The 20916-nt window shown below is 60.7% G+C and carries 20 protein-coding genes; 8 read left to right on the top strand and 12 right to left on the bottom strand.

What is annotated here, in order from left to right; all coding sequences use genetic code 11:
- Positions 1-412 precede the first annotated feature (412 nt).
- The 3 genes from J3Q04_RS00355 to J3Q04_RS00345 form a co-directional block, all read right to left on the bottom strand.
- Positions 413-877 carry an inhibitor of vertebrate lysozyme family protein gene (locus J3Q04_RS00355; protein ID WP_434608645.1) on the bottom strand — a complete coding sequence of 155 codons (465 nt, stop codon included), beginning with the start codon at positions 875-877 and terminating at the stop codon, positions 413-415.
- Between the two features lies 1 nt (position 878).
- Positions 879-1043 (bottom strand): DUF1328 domain-containing protein, encoded by a 165-nt coding sequence (locus J3Q04_RS00350; protein ID WP_003177151.1) that lies wholly within the window; start codon positions 1041-1043, stop codon positions 879-881.
- A 78-nt stretch (positions 1044-1121) separates the two neighbouring features.
- Entirely contained in the window at positions 1122-1409 is a 288-nt protein-coding gene (locus J3Q04_RS00345) for a hypothetical protein (RefSeq protein WP_420766014.1), read from the bottom strand.
- Positions 1410-1846: 437 nt separating this feature from the next.
- Between J3Q04_RS00345 and algB the strand changes: the two genes are divergently transcribed.
- Both algB and J3Q04_RS00335 read left to right on the top strand, forming a co-directional pair.
- Positions 1847-3193 (top strand): sigma-54-dependent response regulator transcription factor AlgB, encoded by a 1347-nt coding sequence (algB, locus tag J3Q04_RS00340; RefSeq protein ID WP_420766015.1) that lies wholly within the window; start codon positions 1847-1849, stop codon positions 3191-3193.
- A gap of 10 nt (positions 3194-3203) precedes the next feature.
- Positions 3204-4994, top strand: coding sequence for an ATP-binding protein (locus J3Q04_RS00335; protein WP_434608648.1), 1791 nt, complete (start codon positions 3204-3206; stop codon positions 4992-4994).
- A 7-nt stretch (positions 4995-5001) separates the two neighbouring features.
- On the opposite strand, the gene J3Q04_RS00330 is transcribed toward J3Q04_RS00335, so the two are convergent.
- From J3Q04_RS00330 to J3Q04_RS00300, 7 genes are all read right to left on the bottom strand, one after another.
- Complete coding sequence (locus J3Q04_RS00330; RefSeq protein WP_420766122.1) at positions 5002-6615, bottom strand: EAL domain-containing protein; 1614 nt, start codon at positions 6613-6615, stop codon at positions 5002-5004.
- 75 nt (positions 6616-6690) lie between these two features.
- On the bottom strand, positions 6691-7470 hold the full coding sequence (locus J3Q04_RS00325) for an N-acetylmuramoyl-L-alanine amidase (RefSeq protein WP_434608651.1): 780 nt from the start codon (positions 7468-7470) through the stop codon (positions 6691-6693).
- A 90-nt stretch (positions 7471-7560) separates the two neighbouring features.
- Positions 7561-9594 carry a diguanylate cyclase gene (locus J3Q04_RS00320; RefSeq protein ID WP_434608652.1) on the bottom strand — a complete coding sequence of 678 codons (2034 nt, stop codon included), beginning with the start codon at positions 9592-9594 and terminating at the stop codon, positions 7561-7563.
- A complete protein-coding gene (locus tag J3Q04_RS00315; protein ID WP_420766019.1) occupies positions 9591-10469 on the bottom strand; it encodes an endonuclease/exonuclease/phosphatase family protein in 879 nt (292 codons plus the stop codon). The genes J3Q04_RS00320 and J3Q04_RS00315 overlap by 4 nt, the downstream gene beginning before the upstream one ends.
- 15 nt (positions 10470-10484) lie before the next feature.
- A complete protein-coding gene (locus J3Q04_RS00310; RefSeq protein WP_420766020.1) occupies positions 10485-11126 on the bottom strand; it encodes a thiol:disulfide interchange protein DsbA/DsbL in 642 nt (213 codons plus the stop codon).
- Between the two features lie 187 nt (positions 11127-11313).
- Entirely contained in the window at positions 11314-11925 is a 612-nt protein-coding gene (locus J3Q04_RS00305; protein WP_434608656.1) for a c-type cytochrome, read from the bottom strand.
- A gap of 45 nt (positions 11926-11970) precedes the next feature.
- Entirely contained in the window at positions 11971-12261 is a 291-nt protein-coding gene (locus J3Q04_RS00300) for a c-type cytochrome (RefSeq protein ID WP_420766022.1), read from the bottom strand.
- 191 nt (positions 12262-12452) lie between these two features.
- Between J3Q04_RS00300 and yihA the strand changes: the two genes are divergently transcribed.
- On the top strand, positions 12453-13094 hold the full coding sequence (gene yihA / locus J3Q04_RS00295; RefSeq protein WP_420766023.1) for a ribosome biogenesis GTP-binding protein YihA/YsxC: 642 nt from the start codon (positions 12453-12455) through the stop codon (positions 13092-13094).
- A gap of 475 nt (positions 13095-13569) precedes the next feature.
- Here yihA and polA read toward each other — a convergent pair whose 3' ends face one another.
- Positions 13570-16338, bottom strand: a complete 2769-nt coding sequence (gene polA / locus J3Q04_RS00290) for a DNA polymerase I (RefSeq protein ID WP_434608659.1) — start codon at positions 16336-16338, stop codon at positions 13570-13572.
- Between the two features lie 74 nt (positions 16339-16412).
- Between polA and J3Q04_RS00285 the strand changes: the two genes are divergently transcribed.
- Positions 16413-16700, top strand: coding sequence for a DUF2782 domain-containing protein (locus J3Q04_RS00285; protein WP_030138994.1), 288 nt, complete (start codon positions 16413-16415; stop codon positions 16698-16700).
- A 59-nt stretch (positions 16701-16759) separates the two neighbouring features.
- Positions 16760-17710 (top strand): homoserine kinase, encoded by a 951-nt coding sequence (locus J3Q04_RS00280; protein ID WP_420766025.1) that lies wholly within the window; start codon positions 16760-16762, stop codon positions 17708-17710.
- A gap of 131 nt (positions 17711-17841) precedes the next feature.
- On the opposite strand, the gene znuA is transcribed toward J3Q04_RS00280, so the two are convergent.
- Positions 17842-18774, bottom strand: a complete 933-nt coding sequence (znuA, locus tag J3Q04_RS00275) for a zinc ABC transporter substrate-binding protein ZnuA (protein ID WP_434561460.1) — start codon at positions 18772-18774, stop codon at positions 17842-17844.
- Positions 18775-18840: 66 nt separating this feature from the next.
- On the opposite strand from znuA, the gene zur reads away from it, so the two are divergent.
- The 3 genes from zur to znuB are packed head-to-tail and all read left to right on the top strand — an operon-like array spanning position 18841 to position 20886.
- Positions 18841-19323 carry a zinc uptake transcriptional repressor Zur gene (gene zur / locus J3Q04_RS00270; protein ID WP_420766027.1) on the top strand — a complete coding sequence of 161 codons (483 nt, stop codon included), beginning with the start codon at positions 18841-18843 and terminating at the stop codon, positions 19321-19323.
- A complete protein-coding gene (gene znuC, locus J3Q04_RS00265) occupies positions 19323-20105 on the top strand; it encodes a zinc ABC transporter ATP-binding protein ZnuC (RefSeq protein ID WP_420766028.1) in 783 nt (260 codons plus the stop codon). Before zur ends, znuC begins: the two co-directional genes overlap by 1 nt.
- Positions 20098-20886: a zinc ABC transporter permease subunit ZnuB gene (gene znuB / locus J3Q04_RS00260; protein WP_420766029.1), complete on the top strand. Its 789-nt coding sequence runs from the start codon at positions 20098-20100 to the stop codon at positions 20884-20886. Before znuC ends, znuB begins: the two co-directional genes overlap by 8 nt.
- The last annotated feature ends 30 nt before the right edge of the window (positions 20887-20916 follow it).

Below are 20916 nucleotides of genomic sequence, written 5' to 3'. Positions count from 1 at the left end.
ATTTCAGCGTAGCCGGGCGTTATTCGGATTGCTTGGAAAGACGATGGATGGAGCGGGTCGAAGCTCCGGTCGGAGACAAGAACCCTGGCACTCATTCTCCGATATACGGTAACGGTTCGAGCTCGTGGGGAACAAACAGGACAATGTGTCGCGGCCGAATGGCGGATATTGGCGCAAGAGCAGCGAGACGCTCTAGCGTGGGGATAAGCTCTACGCAAGTTCGCCAAGCCGTCACGACTTCGCGAACTTGCGTCGCAGCTTTTACCTGACCCGGCCCTTTCGCAGGCACCCCTTGTGCCCGTAGGTCACTCCGACCCTGTATGGTCAGAACGTCCCAACCCCCTGGTCATGCTTCGGCCCTCCTCGGGCTTCGCAGAGAGAAAAGCAGCGTTGCTCTTCCCGCTTCAAGAAATCAGTACCAGTTAGGATCTTTCTTGAGCTGTTCCATTAACAGTTCTTGCATACCTTCATCGGGATTGCCAAGAAAGCGATAGTCCGCGTGACGGGTCGGCGACTTATCGGCCGGCAGGCCTGCGGGCACCTCCACCAACAGGGCATAAGCTTCGTCTTTATCGAAGCTGAAGGCGACGAACAGGCGTTTGCTCTTGCAAGTGGCCTGAGTCTCGCACAACGGCCCGACCAGATACTTGTCGCCGTCCTCTTCGACCGCGTTCATTTGCTCTGCATCGCCCGTCAGGTTCATCACCCATTCGGGCAGACGTTCTTCCTTCTTGACGACCTGCTGCCAAGTCTCGCGATATTGCGTGTCCGACTGCAGCAATTGGTTGACCCGCATTTGACCGTCGTTGGCAGCCATTGCCATGGCACTGCCGCCCAACAGCAGGGCGGCGGCCAGTCCTTTAAGAGTCACGCTCATGTCAGCCTCGGCCACGACGGCCAAAGAAGAACGATGCGATGAACATCACCAGGAACACGACAAAGAGAATCTTGGCGATGCCCGTGGCGGTGCCTGCGATACCACCGAAGCCCAATACAGCGGCGATGATGGCAATAATCAGGAAGGTAATAGCCCAGCTCAACATGGTGATTCTCCTTACGCTTTTCTATTTAGTAACGAATCTGGCAATGATGGTTCCGGTGCAACGGACGACCGGTTCGAATCAGAACACCCAGCGCTCTTCACGAGGCATTTCCGAGAGAGGCTGCGCCTGGTCAACTTCCATCATCCGCATCGAAGCGGATTCCTGCGCCAGCGTACTGGCGGCACTGAAATGGGTTTGCGGGGCACGGTAGGTGGATACCAGTGGAGCTTCCGGCTTCTGGCTTTCATGCCAGAGCATCAATTGCTGACCCGCTACAAGCGTGACCAGCAACGCGACAAAAGCCCACAGCCCCTGCTGGATATGCAGGCGGGTAATGCGAAATTGGGCGGCAACTTGACGATTCATCCTGAAACTCCTCCCCACCCTAGCGGTGATCTGGTTGAGGCGCCCTCAGCGCCACGTTGACCAGAACATTGCAGCCGGCATGCCAGATTTTTTATCACAATAAAACCCTTTCAAATCAATAAGTTAGTAAGACGGCAACCATTTGCGGGAGCGCATCCTGCACGATGGGCCTGGCGAGCGTCGTGCGTTATGCACGAATTGAGATAAAGGTCTGCGGCCGATTTCTTTTTTGAATTGCGGGTCGGAAACGGATGTCGGAATGAGCGAGCCGAACCGTTGTCGCCGGCAGCGCTAAAAATTGGCCGAAAATCAGTCTTTTAGACGAAGGAGGTCCACAGATTCCGATTCGGTGGGTAATATTCGATCAGAATGGACCATGCAACTTGCCCGATTTTTCTGACACTAATCATCATCATTCATTAAGGAGCGTAGGAAAGATGGAATCCGCCACCGAGCATCAAGGCCGCATTCTGCTGGTAGACGACGAGTCCGCCATCCTGCGTACCTTCCGTTATTGCCTGGAAGACGAGGGCTATAGCGTCGCTACCGCCAACAGTGCCGCACAGGCCGAAGCCTTGCTGCAACGCCAGGTATTCGACTTGTGCTTCCTGGACCTGCGCCTGGGCGAAGACAACGGTCTCGACGTATTGGGACAGATGCGAATCCAGGCACCCTGGATGCGCGTCGTTATCGTGACAGCTCATTCCGCCGTGGACACGGCCGTCGACGCGATCCAGGCCGGCGCCGCCGATTATCTGGTCAAGCCTTGCAGCCCGGACCAACTGCGGCTGGCGACCGCCAAGCAACTGGAGGTACGCCAACTGTCCGCCAGGCTCGAAGCCCTGGAAGGAGAAATGCGTAAGCCTAAGGACGGCCTGGACTCCCACAGCCCAGCGATGAAGGTTGTCCTCGAAACCGCTCGGCAGGTTGCCAGCACGGACGCCAATATCCTGATCCTCGGCGAGTCCGGCACCGGGAAGGGCGAACTGGCGCGGGCGATCCACGGCTGGAGCAAGCGCGCGAAGAAGTCCTGCGTCACCATCAACTGCCCATCGCTGACCACCGAACTGATGGAAAGCGAGTTGTTCGGCCACAGCCGCGGCGCGTTCACGGGTGCCAGCGAAAGCACGCTGGGGCGGGTCAACCAAGCGGACGGCGGCACGCTGTTTCTTGATGAAATTGGCGATTTTCCCCTCGCGTTGCAGCCAAAATTGCTGCGTTTCATCCAAGACAAGGAATACGAGCGGGTTGGCGATCCGGTGACCCGACGTGCCGACGTCCGCATCCTCGCCGCCACCAACCTCAATCTGGAGGACATGGTGCGCGATGGACGGTTTCGCGAGGACCTCTTGTACCGCCTGAACGTCATTACCCTGCACCTGCCACCCCTGCGCGAACGCGCCGAGGACATCCTGACCCTCGCCGATCGCTTCCTGGCGCGCTTCGTCAAAGAATACGCCCGTCCGGCACGGGGCTTCAGCGATGAGGCACGCGAAGCGCTGCTAGGCTACCGCTGGCCGGGCAACATTCGCGAGCTGCGCAACGTGGTCGAGCGCGCCAGCATCATCTGCCCTCAGGAGAAGGTTGAAATCAGTCACTTGGGCATGGCCGAGCAACCGATCAACAACGCTCCGCGTATCGGTGCCGCGCTGAGTCTCGACGAACTGGAGAAGGCGCACATCGGTGCAGTGCTCGCCACTGCCGACACCCTTGACCAGGCCGCCAAGACCCTGGGCATCGACGCGTCCACGCTGTATCGCAAACGCAAGCAATACAACCTGTGAGCAGCACCTTATGAAACTGGCGATGAAGCTGCGCACACGGTTGTTCCTCAGCATTTCGGCGCTGATCACAGTGGCGCTGCTAGGGCTATTGCTGGGACTGGTCAGCGTAATGCAGATGGCCAACACCCAAGAACAATCCGTTCGCGACAACTTCGTGCTGCTGGACCTGGGCCTCAAGCTCCGTCAGACACTGGGCGACCAGTTGATGATCATGCTCGACGAAACCCCCAACCTGGCGGCGCTGGAAGCGTCCAAGCGCCAATATTTCGAGTTGCTGGACGAAGGCATCGCTCAGGAACAGCGATCGGACGAACCCGCCACCAGCTTCAGCCGCGCCAGAGCCGACTACATCAGCTTTCTCGCGGCTTTCGATGCTTCTCTGCAGCAACCCAAACATCTTGCCAACATTCAGGCGCTCACCGATAAGTTCAACGTATTACGTGGAGGCTTGATCGAGGGCTATCGCCATGCCCTGAACAAAATCAGCGAAACCCAGGACCGCGCCCGCGAACGTGCCCTATTGATTTCAGGCCTGCTGGGGCTGGTGGGGCTGGCGGTGCTGATCATCGGCTTCGTGACGGCCCATGGCATCGCCCGGCGCTTTGGCGCGCCGATCGAGGCGTTGGTCGCGGCGGCTGACGATATAGGTCAAGGCAATTTCGAGGTGACGCTGCCAATCTCCTCGGCGGCGGAGCTGAACTTGCTGAGCCGGCGCTTCGGCATCATGGCCCAGGCGCTGCGCGAACATCAGGCGACCAATGTGGAGGAGCTACTCGCCGGCCAGCAACGCCTGCAAGCGGTACTCGACAGCATTGACGATGGCTTGTTGATGATTGACCGCCAAGGTCGGCTCGAGCATCTCAACCCCGTGGCGCAACGCCAATTGGGCTGGGACCAGGAGCGACTGGGACAAGGGCTCGGGGAAGCGCTTGGACGGGTCGAGCTGGACGACGAGTTGCAGCTGGTCCTGCGCGGCGGCACACAAGAGCGGGCGCCGGACGACCTGAGCATCGAAGTCGATGGCGAGTCGCGTGTGCTGACCTACAGCCTCACGCCGGTCATCCATACCCAAGGGCAGATTCTCGGCGCGGTGATGGTGCTGCATGACGTCACCGAGCAACGCGCCTTCGAACGGGTGCGCAGTGAATTCGTCCTGCGGGCCTCCCACGAATTGCGCACCCCCGTTACGGGCATGCACATGGCCTTCGGACTGCTGCAGGAGCGCATGCATTTTCCTCGAGAGTCCCGTGAAGCGGATCTACTCAATACCGTCAACGAAGAAATGCAGCGGTTGATGCAGCTCATCAATGACTTGCTCAACTTCTCTCGCTACCAGAACGGCTTGCAGAAACTCACCCTGGCGCCATGCTCCATCGAAGAACTGTTGGAAGCCGCCAGGATGCGCTTTGCCGCACAAGCGCAAGCGAAAGGTATCGAATTACTCGTCGAGATCCAGGGTCCGCTGCCGCGCCTGCATGCCGATGCGGCGCAACTGGACCGAGTGCTGGACAACCTCATCGATAACGCGATGCGCCACACCAACGATGACGGCCAGATCCGATTGCAAGCCCGACGCCATGGCGAACGGGTAATCATCAGCGTCGAAGATAACGGCGAGGGGATTGCTTATGGCCAGCAAGGACGGATCTTCGAGCCCTTCGTCCAGGTTGGGCGCAAAAAGGGCGGCGCCGGCCTCGGCCTGGCCCTGTGCAAGGAGATCGTCCAGCTTCACGGAGGACGCATGGGCGTGTACTCAAGGCCAGGGCAGGGCACCCAGTTCTACATGGCCCTGACGGTCTGAGGGCGCTTCACGCCTCGTCATCCATGCGTCGCCCGACCAGACGGCGACCGCGAGTGATCAACTCGATGAGCTGCACCGCGCTGAGCGCGTGGGCAAACAACCAACCCTGACCGAACTTCACGCCCTCGCTGCTCAAATAAGACGCCTGTGCCTCGTGCTCGATGCCTTCGGCGATAACCTTGAGCTCCAGCGCGTGGGCCATGCGGATGATGTGCGGGGCCACGCCACTGCTGGCGGCGTCGTGCCCCAACGCGTCGATGAACGCCTTGTCGATCTTCAGGCAGTCCACCGGCAGTGTCTGCAAGTAAGCCAGGCTGCAATAGCCGGTGCCGAAGTCATCGATCAATACCTGATGCCCTACGTCGCGCAACGATTGCAGGTTATCGCGAGCGACGAGCACGTCGACCAGGCCACGCTCGGTGACTTCGAAGGCAATCTGGTGCGCCGACACACGATGCATCGCCAGCAGCCGGGCGATCACATCGCCGATGCGCGGCACCATCACGTCGCAGGCCGCCAGGTTCACGGAAATGTAGAGGTGCGGATTGGCCCGCAACAGCTGGCCCAACTGGTCGAACAACCGCTGGAGGACAAAATCGGTGATCTGGCGGATCTGCCCGGTGTCCTCCGCCATCGGAATAAACAGATCCGGGCTGGTCAGGGTGCCGTCCGGCCGGCGCCAGCGCAGCAAGGCCTCGGCGCCTACGCAGTTGCGGCTGTGCAGATCGAAGATCGGTTGATAGAGCACCTGCAACTCGCCGCGTCGGATAGCACCGTGCAACTCGGCATCCATGGACTGACGCTGGCGCGCGAGTAAAAAGACTTGGAAACCAATGCCCAGCCCCAGCACCAGGCTGATAGGCAGCATCCACCAGGCGTTAGCCGGAATGCGTACGCCGTTACGGGGCGCAATCAGCACCAATTGGTATTCCGGGTTATCGGTCGGCATTCGGTAGATCAACCGATGCTTGGTGACTTGCAAAGCGTTTTTGCTTTTCGGTGGCCACGGCTCCGTCGGTGGCCAGCGCTGTTCGGTGCCTAGGACTGGAATGGCCCGCTCGCCAGCATCCAGGACGACGAGCAGGCTGCTGCCCGGCGGCAGGTCGACCACATCGGTCAGGTGGCCGCGAGACGTTGCCACTCGGAAATTTCCGCGCCCCAACATCAACGCAGCACGGTTCTCGTCGGGCTCCGTGGTGGTATTGAGCCAATAGCTGTAGGCGGGGCCCCGCAAGTCAGGCGCTCGTGCCAGCGACAAAGCGCTCTGGCGCGGACGACTGGAGCACATGCCGGAGCTGTCGATATAAGCCGCCTCGTAGACGAAGCGATAATTGAAACTCACCTGCTGCAAGGTGGCGATCATGTCGTCGTTACAGCCACGCAGCGGTTGTGCCTGCAGGTCATCGAGGCTTTCGCGCAGTTGGCCGAAAAGTTGTTCCAGGCGCTGCAGGAAACGCTCGCCTTGGGCATTCATCTGATCGCTTTCACGCTGTTGGATCTGTTGCATGACGACAAACAGGCTGCCCGCCAGCAACAACACGGTACTTAGGGCAGCCGCCGTCATCGCCAGGAAAATAGGGCGATGGAGCCAGCTCTGCAGGGTTTCGCGCGCAGCCGTCATCATCAGTAATCCGAAAGTTACCAATGAGTTATAGCTTCTGTTTTGGATTTGGTTCGATTAGTCAGACGAGCGTCATTATTTTGTCTGATTGAGCACCTGCAAAATCGCCGCGCTTTGCGCGTCTGGCGAGCCATCGAACCGGGCCGGCCGGTAGCGCATCTGGAAGGCGGCCAGTACCTGGTGGGTGGCGACATCCCATTCGCCGGTGCGGGGTGTCGGGTAGCCAAGGCGGACCAGCTCGGCCTGGAACCAACTGGCGGCCGGCAATTGATCGCCATAGGCAGCCTGCTGGCGCGCGACCGCTCCCTCGTCCGGCCAGACGCCCAGGCCTGCCTGCGCGAGTCGCTTCCAGGGAAACAACGGACCGGGATCCAGCTTGCGGTTGGGGGCAATGTCGCTATGGCCAATGATATTGACCGGGTTGATCGCGTTACGCCGGGTGATGTCCTTGAGCAAGGCGATCAACGATTGCACCTGAGCTTCGCTGTAGGGGTACCAGAGGCGGCCGGTGGCCGTGTCGATATAGCCCGGATTGACGATCTCGATCCCAATGGAACTGGAGTTGAGCCAGGTCCGGCCTTGCCACTCGCTTTCCCCGGCGTGCCAGGCGCGCCGGTTTTCGTCTACCAGCTTGTAGATGGTCGCGTCCTTATCGTCCCCTATCAGGTAGTGAGCGCTGACTTCGCCGTGGGTCAGCAGGGACAACGAACGTTCAAGCGAAGCCGAGGTGTAGTGCACCACGATGTATTGGGCACGGCTGTCGTGGTTGACCGATGGGTGGCTGGTATCGAGCCGGGGGCCGCTCGCACAACCGGCCAGTAGGAGCAGCGAAGCAAGAAGCGGGATAAGTTTCATGGCAAAGAACATGCACGCAGGAAAATAATGCAACAGTGTAACGTATCACCTAGGGATGATCCGATGCCCTTAATAAAATGGAACAATTGCTCAGCCTAGCTCCACTCGGTTACGCCCGGCATTTTTTGCCCGATATAACGCCTCATCGGCTCGTTTGAGCACCAGCTCGCTGCGTTCCCCCGGCTTGAAGGCCGTCATGCCCATCGACACCGTGATTGTCACTGGCTCGCCCTTGAAATGAAACGGACAGGCCTCGATGGCCGCGCGCAATACCTCGGCCAGTTTTGCGCCGGCCGCGAGAGGTGTGTCTGGCACCAGCAGGACGAACTCCTCGCCGCCAAAGCGGGCGATGAAGTCACTGCCGCGGATACGCTTGCGCAGGACCGAGGCAATGAGCTTGAGTACCCGGTCGCCGGCCAAGTGACCGTAGTTGTCATTGATCCGCTTGAAGTGATCGAGGTCGAGCATGGCGATCAACAGGCTATTGCCGTGCCGCTGCCACTGGTCGACTTCCCGTTCGAGACGCTCGCTCCAGGCTGCGCGGTTGGGCAGGCCGGTCAGCGGATCGATCAAGGCCTTTTGCCGCTGCTCCTCCAGGTTCTCGCGCACGATCAGAGCGTCCTGCTCCATCAACGCAACGCGCTCGGCCAGGCTTTTCAGGCGAATCGAAACGTCCTTCTCACGCTGGTCACGCTGCTTGCGATGTTCATCCATCGTACCCAGCAGCCCTTCCAAATGGTTTTCCAGCACTTGCTTGAGGCCTTCCAGGTCATCGGCTTGCTGCATGCTGCTCTGCAGGCCATCCACTTGCTCGCGGATCTGGGAGTCCATTTCCCTGGAGGCCGAAAGATTGTCGGCATGGTCATCGCTGGCGGCTTGCAGCGTGCTTTGGAATGACTCCAGACGATCGTTGAGTCGTTGCAGATAAGCTTCAAACTCGTGCTGGCCGCTGTCAGTGATCGCCAACATAAGCACCGCCAGATCGTCGAGGATCGGCAACAACTCATACCAGTTCAAACCGTTGCGCAAACGCTCTCGCATGGCTTCCGCCTGGGGCCGATGACGCTCGGGCAACGTCAGATCGCCAAGCAAGCCCAGCAGGGTGTCTTCGATATGCCTGGCGACCGAGCTGTAGGAGGGTTCCGGCGAGTCTGGCAGGGCGTAATGAGCCTCATCGGGATCGACCGATGCGGGGAGCTCGACGGGCTCTTCGACAGCAAGGGGTATTTCCTCAAGCGGCTGCGTTGACGCCTCTGGCACCAGCTCGTCCGGGTTTTCCAGCACGGTACCGGGTTCGGCGTGCTCGGCGAGGACCGGGGATGGTTCGACGGCGGCCTGGGCTACCTGGGTGCTGGCTTCCGGCTCGGGCTGCGGTGCAGGCTCGTCTTGCGGTTCATCTGCCGGCTCCGTTACCGCGACCGGCCCCGTTTCTGGCACGGTGGCTGCGTGGTCTTGCTCCGCTAATGGGGTGGGGGCAGGTGCGATGGATACCGTCTCGACTGCCGGTTGCGCAGGCGCCAGCGCCGCGGCATCCGTCTCAGGCGTCGGGCTGGACCGGGCCGGCTCGGACGGCTGGGGCTGGACGGGCACCTCATCGTGACCGTGCCCACCGAACAGCCGTTGCAGCAGACCGGGCCGGCTCGGCTGATCCGGCGTTTCCAACGCGCTCAGCGCCTTGCCCTGCAAGCCGCTCAATTCGCTGAGCAACAAAGGGATTTCCCGCGCCTGGCCGACCCGGGCATCCAATTGCTTGGAGAACTTCTTCAATGGCCGGCTGACTTCCTTCGGCAGCGGCAAGGATTGCAACTGGGCGACCAACGCGGTCAACGCGGCGCTCATTTGGTCCACACGCGTCTCGCGGCGCTGTTCGGAATCGAGTACGGCTTTCTCCAGGCGCGGCAGCAAGGCGGCGAGGGCGGCGTCCATGTCGTCGGTGCGCACCACCTCGCGCATCTCTTTCATGCACTGGTCTACGGCCCGGTCGGTACCCTCGGCGGCCAAGGTGCTGCGCACCAGGCCTCGACGCAGCAAGTCGAGCCGAGCGTCCCAGCGGCGCTCAAGCTTTTCCTGTTGTTCGATGCTCTTGAGGTACTTCTCTCTCCAGCGTTCGGCGTCGTCGCTCATTCATCGGGTCCGCAAGGGGAAGGACTCAGCGCAGGGAATGCGTCGGCCGTGAGCGAACCCGGCAGACGTATTTCGACCGCGACCGGCAGGTGATCGGAAATGGGCTGGGCCAATACTTCGACGCGTTCGAGGGTCAAGGTCGGGCTCAGCAGGATATGGTCCAGGCAGCGCTGGGGGCGCCAGCTGGGAAACGTGGCTTCGAGCTGCGGGGCGAGCAGGCCAAGGTCGCGCAGTGGCGACGTCTGGAGCAAGTCATTGGCGTGGGTGTTCATGTCGCCCATCAGCACCTGGTGCTTGTAGCCGCCGATCAGTTCGCGAATGTAGGCCAACTGCATCGTTCGGGTGCGAGCCCCGAGAGCCAAGTGCATCATCACCACAATCAGCGCCTCCGGACCTTCGCCGAAGCGCGCCAGGATCGCTCCACGCCCCTTGGGGCCTGGTAGCGGATGGTCTTCGATCGCCCACGGTCGCAGGCGACTCAGCACGCCGTTGCTGTGCTGGCCGAGCCGGCCGAGGTTGCGATTGAGTTGTTGGTACCAGTAGGGGAACGCACCAAGATGGGCAAGGTGTTCGACTTGATTGATGTAGCCGGAGCGCAGGCTTCCGCCATCGGCTTCCTGCAAGGCAACCAGGTCGAAGTCTTTCAGCAGGTCGCCTATCTTTTGCAGGTTACCGGCGCGTCCCGTATGGGGTAGCAGATGTTGCCAGCCCCGGGTCAGGTAGTGCCGGTAGCGCTCGGTGCTGATGCCGACCTGGATATTAAAACTGAGCAACCGCAGGCGGCTGTCCGCCGGCAGGCCCGTGGAGGCGACATGGTGCTCGTTGACCCGCGGTTCGTGCAGGCCAACGATGCGCTCGGTACTCCAGCGGGCCATGGCCGTGGGCCGGGCTTAGTTGGCAGCAGCCTTGGTGGCCGCTCGCTCTTTGGCGATCAGCGTGTCCGCCAGTTGCAGCGCTTCGTTCGCGCCGCCAGCGGAGCCGATGTCAAAGCGGTATTTGCCATTGACGACCATGGTCGGTACGCCGGTGATTTCGTATTTCTTCGCCAGCTCACGGGCCTTCTTGATCTGTCCCTGAATAGCAAAGGAATCAAACGTGGCCAGGAACTTATCCTTGTCGACGCCCTGGGTTGCGAGGAACTCAGCCATGTCTTCTTTCTTGGTGAGCTTCTTGCCTTCTTTCTGGATCGCGTTGAACACCGCAGCGTGAACCTGATGCTCGACGCCCATGGCCTCGAGGGTCAGGAACATCTGGCCGTGGGCGTCCCATGGGCCGCCGAACATGGCGGGAATGCGCACGAAATTCACGTCCGAAGGCAGCTTTTCAGCCCATGGATTGATCACAGGCTCGAATGCGTAGCAATGCGGGCAGCCGTACCAGAACAGCTCCACGACCTCGACCTTGCCAGGCACTGCTACCGGCACGGGGTTGGCCAATTCGACATAAGGCGCGGCGGGTGCTTCAGCTGCTTGGGCAGTCACGCCGAACAGGCTGGCGGCGACGAGCGCGGCGCTGATGATCAGATTACGCATGCTTTACTCCTGGACAAATGAGGTGGCCTCGCGAGGCGTGTTTTTCAGACAGGGCCCGGCGGGTTCAGTTTCGCTAGTGTAACGGCAGCGGCCACAAAAAAGGGCGGCCAAAGCCACCCTTTTGATGTTTGCATCGATAGATTAATCGGGCGTTAACGTTGCAAGAGATGTCCCCCTTGCAACGGCCTCAGTGCAGGCCCTGGATGTAGCTGGAAACGGCCGCGATGTCTTCGTCGCTCAGCTTGCGAGCAATCGTACGCATGGTCATCGCGTCGCCATCGTTGGCGCGACCACCTTCTTCCTTGCGGAAATCGGTGAGTTGCTTGGTGATGTACTGGGCATGCTGGCCGCCCAGGTGTGGGAAACCGGCAGCGGCATTGCCCTTGCCGTCAGGGGAGTGGCACCCGGTGCAGGCTGGGAGGCCTTTTTCCAGGTTGCCACCGCGGAACAGCGCTTCGCCGCGAGCCACTAGTTTTGGATCGGCGGCGCCAACGCTGCCCTTCTGGCTGGCGAAATACGCCGCGAGGTCCGCCAGATCCTGATCGTTCAGGTTGTTCAGCAGGCCGGTCATTTCCAGGACGACACGCTTGCCATCCCTGATTTCCTTCAGCTGCTTGGTCAGGTAGCGCTCACCCTGGCCCGCCAGTTTTGGAAAGTTGGGCGCCATGCTATTGCCATCCGGACCGTGGCAGGCCCCGCATACGGCCGCTTTCGCCTGACCGGCGGCGGCATCGCCAGCGGCGTGGGCTACGCCGGATATCCCCAAGGTCAACAGCAGACTCACGATCAGTTTGTTCATCAGCTAATCCAACTACGGCTAAGGGTTAAGAGTTATGGACCGGGCTTACTCGCTCATCCACTGGATGATGGCTTGGTAATCCTCGGCACTGCAGTCCATGCACAAACCACGCGGCGGCATCGCCTTGAAACCCTGGGTCACGTGTTGCACCAGCGTCCCCATACCTTTCGCCAACCTCGGCGTCCAAGCTTCCTGGTCACCCTTGCGAGGCGCCATGGGTAGTTGGCCGGAATGACAGGCACCACAAACACGGTTGTACACAGCTTCCGGATCCTGTGTAGCCTGAGCGCTGTAAAGCGGCATCAAGACACCGGCAGCTAGCAGCCATTTCGTCATAAAACGACCTTTTCAGGGTTGGGAACGAGCTGCGTTCTGATGCGCAATTCAGTTCTATCGCTCCCGTGAGCTTCATCCTACGCTGGGACAAAGCGCACACAAAATCTGCGGCATTATATACTGGCGTCACTGAAACGGAAACGACACAGCTTGCCGCGTCCATTCCCGACGCCGCCCACATCGGAAATCCCATGCAACTGAAGAACCCCATCCTTGGCCTGTGCCAACAGTCCACCTTCATGCTCAGCGCTGCCAAAGTCGATCAATGCCCTGACGACGAAGGTTTCGAAGTGGCTTTCGCCGGACGTTCCAACGCTGGCAAGTCCAGCGCGCTGAACACCCTGACCCATGCAAGCCTGGCGCGCACCTCGAAAACCCCGGGTCGCACACAGCTCTTGAACTTCTTCAAGCTAGACGATGAACGCCGTTTGGTCGACCTGCCGGGCTACGGTTATGCCAAGGTGCCAATCCCGCTCAAACAGCACTGGCAACGACACCTGGAAGCTTACCTGGGTAGCCGCGAGAGTTTGAAAGGCCTGATTCTGATGATGGATATCCGCCATCCGATGACCGACTTCGACCTGCTGATGCTCGATTGGGCCGTTGCCAGCGGCATGCCGATGCACATCTTGCTGACCAAGGCCGACAAGCTCACTTACGGCGCGGCAAAGAACACCCTGCTCAAAGTGCAATCGGAGATCCGTAAGGGTTGGGGCGACACGATTACTATCCAGTTGTTCTCTGCCCCCAAGCGCATGGGGCTGGAAGAGGCCTACACGGTATTGGCCGATTGGATGGAGCTGGCGGACAAGGGCGGCGAGGCGGCTGAATAGCCAAATCGCAGGCAAAAAAAACCCCGGACTTCGTATGGGGAGGGGGAAGTTCGGGGTCCAAGTTCCGGACCGCTAGGGCGGGGTCCAGATATCTGCCAACACTTAACACAACATAGGAGCATTGAAGGGCTTCACCAGCCATTCAGAATCTCTGAGTGGTAATTCACATCTTTAGTTCAGATTATTTTGGAAATAACTGTAGGAAATTTCAGAGCTAACGAGGCCACGCCTGGGTTTGCGGTGATTCAATGCGGTATCGATTGCCTGGGCTGACGCTATCGCGAGCTTGCTCGCGATGGCCATATCCCTATCCTGACACCAATCCCCTGTGGCGAGGGAGCTTGCTCCCGCTGGCCTGCGCCGTAGGCCCCTGCATTTTTCCAGTAGGCCGCATCGCCCGGTTTACGACTGCTGCGCAGCCGAGCGGGAGCAAGCTCCCTCGCCACAAGAGCTTGGAGGTCTCAGCACAAAAGAATCAGTGTGCCTCGTCCCAGTTATTGCCCACGCCCACTTCCACCAGCAGCGGCACGTCCAACTTAGCCGCGGCGCTCATGTGCTGGCGGATTTCCACACTCACCTGGTCGACCAGGTCTTCACGCACTTCCAGCACCAGTTCGTCGTGGACCTGCAGGATGACTTTCGCATCCAGCCCTGACGCGCTCAGCCAGCCATCCACGGCAACCATGGCTTTCTTGATGATGTCGGCCGCCGTGCCTTGCATCGGCGCGTTGATGGCGGTGCGCTCGGCGCCTTTGCGCAGGGCCGGGTTTTTCGCGTTGATGTCCGGCAGGTACAACCGGCGTCCGAAAATGGTTTCGACGAAACCTTGTTCGGCGGCCTGTGCGCGGGTGCGCTCCATGTACTCCAACACACCGGGATAACGCGTGAAGTAGCGATCGATGTAAGCCTGGGACTGCTTGCGATCGACACCGATCTGCTTGGCCAGGCCGAAGGCGCTCATGCCGTAGATCAAACCGAAATTGATTGCCTTGGCGCTGCGTCGTTGATCATGGGTCACCGCCTCCAGCTCTACGCCGAACACTTCGGCAGCAGTGGCGCGGTGCACGTCCAGGTCGTTGCGAAAGGCATGGAGCAGCCCTTCATCCTTAGCCAGGTGCGCCATGATCCGCAGCTCGATCTGCGAGTAGTCCGCCGCCAACAGCTTGTAGCCTTTGGGCGCGACGAATGCCTGACGAATCCGACGGCCTTCCGCGGTGCGGATAGGAATGTTCTGCAGGTTCGGGTCTATGGATGACAAACGCCCGGTCGCGGCGACGGCTTGCTGGTAGTTGGTATGGACGCGTCCGGTGCGGCTGTTGATCTGCTCCGGCAGGCGATCGGTGTAGGTGCTCTTGAGCTTGCTCAACGAGCGGTACTGCATCAGCACCTTGGGCAGCGGGTAATCCTGCTCCGCCAGCTCGGCAAGCACTGCTTCGGCGGTCGATGCCTGGCCCTTGGCGGTTTTGCTGAGCACCGGCAAGCCGAGCTTTTCGTACAGGATCACGCCCAATTGCTTGGGCGAGCCCAGGTTGAATTCCTCACCGGCAATGGCAAACGCCTCACGCTCCAGCGCCACCAGTTTGTCACCCAGCTCGACACTCTGTACGCCGAGCAGGTTGGCATCCACCAGCGCCCCTTGGCGCTCGATGCGCGCCAGGACCGGCATCAACGGCATTTCGATCTCGTTGAGCACCTTGCCCAGGCTTGGCGTGACGGCCAGTTTTTCTTGCAAGGCCTGGTGCAGGCGGAAGGTCACGTCGGCGTCTTCGGCCGCGTACGGGCCCGCCAGCTCAAGTGAAATCTGGTCGAAGCTCAGCTGTTTGACGCCTTTGCCGGCGATGTCCTGGATATCGGTCTTGCTTTGCCCCAGATATTTCAGCGCCAGGCTGTCCATGTCGTGACGGGTCGCCGTGGAATCCAGTACGTAGGACTCCAGCATGGTGTCGAAGACGATGCCCTGCACCAGAATACCGTTGTTTTGGTCGCCATCGATGGCGCAATTAGCCAGGATGTTGGTTTCGAACTTGGCATGCTGACCGACTTTGAGCTTGTGCGGATTTTCCAGCAAAGGCTTGAGCGCCTTGAGCACTGTGTCGCGATCCAATTGCTCCGGCACGCCCATGTAGGAATGGGTCAGCGGGATGTAGGCCGCCTCGAAAGGGGCCACGGAGAACGACAACCCCACCAGTTGAGAGTGCTGCGCATCCCCACCATTGGTTTGTGTCACCAGGGAAAACAGCGGCGCCTGCTCCAGCTTCGCCAGCCACGCATCGAAGCTGGCCGGATCAAGGATGACCTCGTACTTCTTCTCGATACCCGCCGCCGGCTCTTCGGTGACTTCCACGATATCCTGGCCGGCACGCTTGGCGTCGCGCTGGTTCTCTTCGAACCAGCTCTTGAATTCCAGCAGCGTATACAACTCGGCGAGCTTTTCGTGATCCGGCGAGCCCATCTGCAGGTCGTCAAGGCCGATATCCAGGGGCACGTCTGTCTTGATGGTCGCCAGTTCGTAGGAAAGAAACGCCATTTCCTTGTGTTCTTCCAACTTGGCAGCCAACGTCTTGGCGCCGCGAATCGGCAGCGTGGCAACGATGTCCAGTTGCGCATACAGCTCGGTCAGGCCGCCGTTGACGCCTACCAACAGGCCGGACGCGGTCTTCGGTCCGATACCCGGAACGCCCGGGATGTTGTCGGAAGAATCGCCCATCAACGCCAGGTAATCGATGATCTGCTCTGGAGCGACGCCAAACTTCTCCTTCACGCCAGCCACGTCCAGCGCACTACCGGTCATCGTATTGACCAAGGTAATGTGCCCATCGACCAGTTGCGCCATGTCCTTGTCGCCAGTGGAGATCACCACAGGCCGGTCGACGGCGGCACTGCTCCGGGCCAGGGTGCCGATCACGTCGTCGGCTTCGACGTTGTCCACGCATAGCAGTGGGAAACCCAGGGCCTTGACGCTGGCGTGCAGCGGTTCGATCTGCACGCGCATGTCGTCGGGCATGCTTGGGCGGTTGGCTTTATATTCAGCGTACAGCGCATCGCGAAATGTCCCACCCTTTGCGTCGAATACCACCGCGAATGGGCTGTCCGGATACTGCTTGCGCAGGCTCTTGAGCATGTTCAGCACGCCCTTGACCGCACCGGTCGGCAGGCCTTTGGAGGTGGTCAGCGGTGGCAGCGCGTGAAAGGCGCGGTACAGATAAGAAGAACCGTCCACCAGGACGAGGGGGGCTTGGCTCATGAGCAGGATCAACCTTTTCGGCGGGTCCGGGGCTAGAATAGCGGGACCGTTGACGACAAAGGGACAAGGTTATCATGCGTACACTAAATCGCCTGTTACTCGCTGGTTTGTTTGCATTCACCCCGATAGCCGTCATGGCGGCGGATGACGCACCCTCGGCGGACCCGGATGTCACCATCCGCACCGAAGGCGATAAAACCATCCAGGAATATCGGCAAAACGGCTTTTTGTACGCGATCAAGGTCACGCCCAAGAACGGCAAGCCTTATTTCCTGGTACGCGCCGACGGCACCGATGCAAATTTCATCCGCTCGGACCAGCCGGATATGCTGATCCCTTCGTGGAAAATCTTTGAGTGGTAATGCCGCTCTCGACTTCAACCGGCGCTCGCTGAAGAGCGCCCGTACTGGCAGTTTTAACCATGTCTGTGTTCACGCCCCTGGCTCGGCCCGAGCTGGAAACCTTTCTCGCCCCTTACGGGCTCGGCCGCCTGCTTGACTTCCAGGGGATCGCCGCTGGCAGCGAAAACACCAATTTTTTCATCAGCCTTGAGCGGGGCGAATTCGTCCTGACCCTGGTCGAGCGCGGCCCGGTGCAGGAAATGCCGTTCTTCATCGAGCTGCTGGACGTGCTGCACGACGCCAACCTGCCGGTGCCCTACGCACTGCGCACCACCGACGGCATTGCGTTGCGTGAACTGGCCGGCAAACCGGCACTGCTGCAACCGCGCCTGGCCGGCAAGCACATCAAGCAGGCCAATTCGCAGCACTGCGCGCAAGTCGGCGAATTGCTCGCACACCTACACCTGGCGACACGCGACAAAATGATCAAGCGCAAGACCGATCGCGGCCTCGACTGGATGCAGGAGGAGGGTGCCAAGCTGTTGTCGCGCCTCGATGCCGAAGCCCGTCGGCTGCTGGAAACAGCGCTGGACGAGATCTCGCTGCAAAAGGTCGGCATCCTCGCGCTGCCTCGCGCCAACATCCACGCGGACCTGTTCCGCGACAACGCGATGTTCGAAGGCACGCACCTGACCGGATTGATCGATTTCTACAACGCCTGCTCCGGGCCGATGCTTTATGACGTCGCCATCGCCTTGAATGACTGGTGTTCGGACGATGACGGCGTGCTCGACGGTCCCCGGGCAAGAGCACTGCTGGGGGCCTACGCCGCGCTACGGCCGTTCACCGCCGCCGAGGCGCAGCTGTGGCCGACCATGCTGCGCGTGGCGTGCGTGCGGTTCTGGTTGTCGCGGTTGATCGCCGCCGAATCGTTTGCCGGGCAGGATGTGTTGATTCACGATCCCATGGAGTTCCAGCAGCGCTTGGCGCAGCGGCAGACGGTTCATGCGTTGTTGCCGTTCGCCCTATAACAGCAGGCCGGCGCGAAGGCTTTTGTGGCGAGGGAGCTTGCTCCCGCTCGGTTGCGCAGCGACCGCAAGATTTTTAGGGCCGCTTCGCGCGCCCAGCGGGAGCAAGCTCCCTCGCCACAAGAGCAGTGGGGTTACAACGACTCCAGACACCCCGCCAGATCATTGCCCAACTTTTCCAACAGCTGCTCATATCCTTGCGCCGTCGCAGGGGTGTAGCCGCCCAGTGCGTCCAGCTCCGCCAGTTTCACCGGCAACCCGGCCACCAGGGTTTCGGCCAGGCGCGGGCGCAACGGCGGCTCGCTGAAGACGCAGGTCTTGCCTACCGCTTGCAAGCGCGTGCGCATCGCCGCCACATGCTGGGCTCCGGGCTGCACTTCGGCGGCCACGGCGAACACACCGGCGTGCTTGAGGCCGTAAGTGTCTTCGAAATAATCGAACGCCTCGTGGAAGACAAAATAAGGTTTGCCCGCGACCCCGGCCAGGCGGGCCTTGAGGCGTGTATCCAACGCATCGAGACGCTGGTTGAAGCCCTTGAGGTTGCCTTGGTAACGGGCAGCGTTCGCCGGATCCGCAGCGCTCAGGTCAGCCGCCATCCTGGCGGCGATCACCCGCGCATTATGCGGCGAAAGCCACAGGTGGGCATCCACGGTGCCGGGGCGGTGGTCGTGATCGTGGTCATCGCCCTGATCATGGTCATGATCCTCGTGGGACGCGCTGTCCTCGGCGAAATGACGCAACTTGAGCCCCGGCAAGTCCTGGACCGCGATGGAAGGCAAGGTACGACCATTCAGCACACGCGGTAGGAAACCTTCCATGTCTGGGCCGATCCAGTAGAGCAAATCCACGGATTGCACCTTGCGTACATCGGATGGCCGCAACGCATAGTGATGGGGCGAAGCCCCCGGCGGTAGCAATACCTGCGGAACTGCCACGCCGTCCTGCACCGCGGCGGCAATCAATTGCAGCGGCTTGATGCTGGTGAGTACCTTGATGTCCGCCTGGACCGGGCCGATCAGCAGAAAACTTGCGACAAAAGCGACAAAGAGCGAAAAAATTCGGGACACGATGACCACTCGGAGAGACGAGAACGGGTAACATAATAACGTCTCTCACCAAACTCGTCGCTGCCCATGCCTATCACACCCCTTGCCAGTCGTCCCCACGATCACTCCCACTGCGTGCACAGCGCACTGTCCGAGGCCGACGCCATCTGCGCGCGCCAAGGGTTGCGCCTGACCGCCCTGCGTCGGCGCGTGCTGGAATTGGTCTGGCAAAGCCACAAGCCGCTGGGTGCATATGACATCCTCGCGGTGCTCAGCGAGCAGGACGGCCGACGGGCCGCGCCGCCGACCGTCTACCGTGCGTTGGACTTCCTGCTGGAAAACGGCTTGGTGCATCGCATCTCGTCGCTGAATGCCTTCGTCGGCTGCAACCACCCGGAGCACGCCCACCAGGGCCAGTTCCTGATCTGTCGCGAATGTCATGCGGCGATCGAGCTTGAACAAAAGTCCATCAGCGACGCGATCATCGCCAGCGCCAGGGAGGTCGGCTTCGTGGTCGACACCCAGACCGTCGAAGTGGTCGGTCTCTGCTCCGGCTGCCAGGGGGCCTGATGAGCAACGCGTTGATCCGCCTCGACCAGGTGGCCGTGACGTTCGCCGGGCAGAGCGTGCTGGACAACATCCATTTAAGCGTCGAACCGGGGCAGATCGTGACCTTGATCGGCCCTAACGGCGCCGGCAAGACCACCCTGGTGCGCGCCGTGCTGGGTTTGCTCAAGCCAAACAGCGGCAGCGTCTGGCGCAAACCCAAGTTGCGCGTCGGCTACATGCCGCAAAAACTCCACGTCGATCCGACGTTGCCGCTTTCGGTCCTGCGCTTCCTGCGCCTGGTGCCAGGCGTCGATCGCGAGCGAGCCTTGGCGGCGCTGAAGGAAGTCGGCGCCGAGCAAGTGATCGACAGTCCGGTGCAAAGTGTTTCCGGGGGCGAGATGCAGCGTGTATTGCTGGCCCGGGCCCTGCTGCGCGAGCCGGAGTTATTGGTGCTCGACGAGCCCGTGCAAGGCGTCGATGTCGCGGGACAGGCCGAGCTATACAGCTTGATCACCCGCCTGCGCGACCGCCATGGTTGCGGCGTGTTAATGGTCTCCCACGATCTTCATTTGGTCATGAGCACCACCGACCAAGTGGTGTGCCTCAACCGCCACGTCTGCTGCTCCGGCCACCCCGAACAAGTCAGCGGTGATCCAGCATTCGTCGAATTGTTCGGAAAGAACGCACAGAGCCTGGCGATTTATCACCACCACCATGACCATGCCCATGACCTGCACGGTTCGGTGGTCAGCGCCCCTTCTGCTTCCAATCATGTTCATGGAGACGGCTGCAAGCATGGCTGATTTTCTGTTGTATGCCCTGCTTGCAGGCTTGGCCCTCGCGCTCGTGGCTGGTCCACTGGGCTCGTTCGTGGTCTGGCGGCGCATGGCATATTTTGGCGACACCTTGTCCCATGCGGCGCTCTTGGGCGTGGCCCTGGGTTTCCTGCTGGACGTCAGTCCCGCAGTGGCCGTTACCGTCGGCTGCCTGTTGCTGGCGGTGGTGTTGGTGACCCTGCAACAGCGCCAGCCGCTGGCGTCCGACACGTTGCTGGGCATCTTGGCGCCCAGCACCCTGTCCTTGGGGTTGGTGGTGCTGAGCTTCATGCGTGACGTCCGTATCGACCTGATGGCCTATCTGTTCGGTGACCTGCTGGCGATAAGCCCGGCGGATCTCTCTTGGATCCTCGGCGGCAGCGCGGCGGTACTGGCGTTGCTCGTGGCGCTGTGGCGTCCGCTGCTGGCGGTCACGGTCCATGAGGAGCTGGCGCGGGTCGAAGGTTTGCCCGTGGTGGGCCTGCGTTTGGCGCTGATGCTGTTGATCGCGGTTGTCATTGCGGTGGCGATGAAGATCGTCGGTGTGTTGCTGATTACTTCGTTGCTGATCATTCCGGCGGCTGCGGCACAGCGTCACGCTCGCTCGCCCGAGCAGATGGCCCTGGGCGCGAGCCTGCTGGGCATGCTCGCCGTATGTGGCGGGCTGGCACTTTCATGGTTCAAGGACACCCCGGCCGGCCCGTCCATCGTGGTCAGCGCCGCGGCGTTGTTTCTGCTGAGTTTTGTCCTACCCCGTCGAGGGGTGTAGACTTGCTCGCTTTTTGCGCAAATAGAGAGT

It is taken from the genome of Pseudomonas sp. D4-21, from assembly GCF_051132125.1.
Taxonomy (GTDB): Bacteria; Pseudomonadota; Gammaproteobacteria; order Pseudomonadales; family Pseudomonadaceae; genus Aquipseudomonas.
This window is presented reverse-complemented; position numbering and strand designations above follow the sequence as displayed.

Bases quoted from the DNA above. Each gene is read 5' to 3' on its own strand.
- J3Q04_RS00280 (WP_420766025.1), top strand. From the start codon at position 16,760: ATGTCTGTGTTCACGCCCCTGGCTCGGCCCGAGCTGGAAACCTTTCTC.
- J3Q04_RS00335 (WP_434608648.1), top strand. From the start codon at position 3,204: ATGAAACTGGCGATGAAGCTGCGCACACGGTTGTTCCTCAGCATTTCG.
- J3Q04_RS00315 (WP_420766019.1), bottom strand. From the start codon at position 10,469: ATGGCCCGCTGGAGTACCGAGCGCATCGTTGGCCTGCACGAACCGCGG.
- J3Q04_RS00345 (WP_420766014.1), bottom strand. From the start codon at position 1,409: ATGAATCGTCAAGTTGCCGCCCAATTTCGCATTACCCGCCTGCATATC.
- J3Q04_RS00300 (WP_420766022.1), bottom strand. From the start codon at position 12,261: ATGACGAAATGGCTGCTAGCTGCCGGTGTCTTGATGCCGCTTTACAGC.
- znuB (WP_420766029.1), top strand. From the start codon at position 20,098: ATGGCTGATTTTCTGTTGTATGCCCTGCTTGCAGGCTTGGCCCTCGCG.
- J3Q04_RS00320 (WP_434608652.1), bottom strand. From the start codon at position 9,594: ATGAGCGACGACGCCGAACGCTGGAGAGAGAAGTACCTCAAGAGCATC.
- J3Q04_RS00330 (WP_420766122.1), bottom strand. From the start codon at position 6,615: ATGACGGCTGCGCGCGAAACCCTGCAGAGCTGGCTCCATCGCCCTATT.
- J3Q04_RS00325 (WP_434608651.1), bottom strand. From the start codon at position 7,470: ATGAAACTTATCCCGCTTCTTGCTTCGCTGCTCCTACTGGCCGGTTGT.
- zur (WP_420766027.1), top strand. From the start codon at position 18,841: ATGCCTATCACACCCCTTGCCAGTCGTCCCCACGATCACTCCCACTGC.
- J3Q04_RS00305 (WP_434608656.1), bottom strand. From the start codon at position 11,925: ATGAACAAACTGATCGTGAGTCTGCTGTTGACCTTGGGGATATCCGGC.
- J3Q04_RS00285 (WP_030138994.1), top strand. From the start codon at position 16,413: ATGCGTACACTAAATCGCCTGTTACTCGCTGGTTTGTTTGCATTCACC.
- yihA (WP_420766023.1), top strand. From the start codon at position 12,453: ATGCAACTGAAGAACCCCATCCTTGGCCTGTGCCAACAGTCCACCTTC.
- J3Q04_RS00355 (WP_434608645.1), bottom strand. From the start codon at position 877: ATGAGCGTGACTCTTAAAGGACTGGCCGCCGCCCTGCTGTTGGGCGGC.
- J3Q04_RS00350 (WP_003177151.1), bottom strand. From the start codon at position 1,043: ATGTTGAGCTGGGCTATTACCTTCCTGATTATTGCCATCATCGCCGCT.
- znuC (WP_420766028.1), top strand. From the start codon at position 19,323: ATGAGCAACGCGTTGATCCGCCTCGACCAGGTGGCCGTGACGTTCGCC.
- polA (WP_434608659.1), bottom strand. From the start codon at position 16,338: ATGAGCCAAGCCCCCCTCGTCCTGGTGGACGGTTCTTCTTATCTGTAC.
- J3Q04_RS00310 (WP_420766020.1), bottom strand. From the start codon at position 11,126: ATGCGTAATCTGATCATCAGCGCCGCGCTCGTCGCCGCCAGCCTGTTC.
- algB (WP_420766015.1), top strand. From the start codon at position 1,847: ATGGAATCCGCCACCGAGCATCAAGGCCGCATTCTGCTGGTAGACGAC.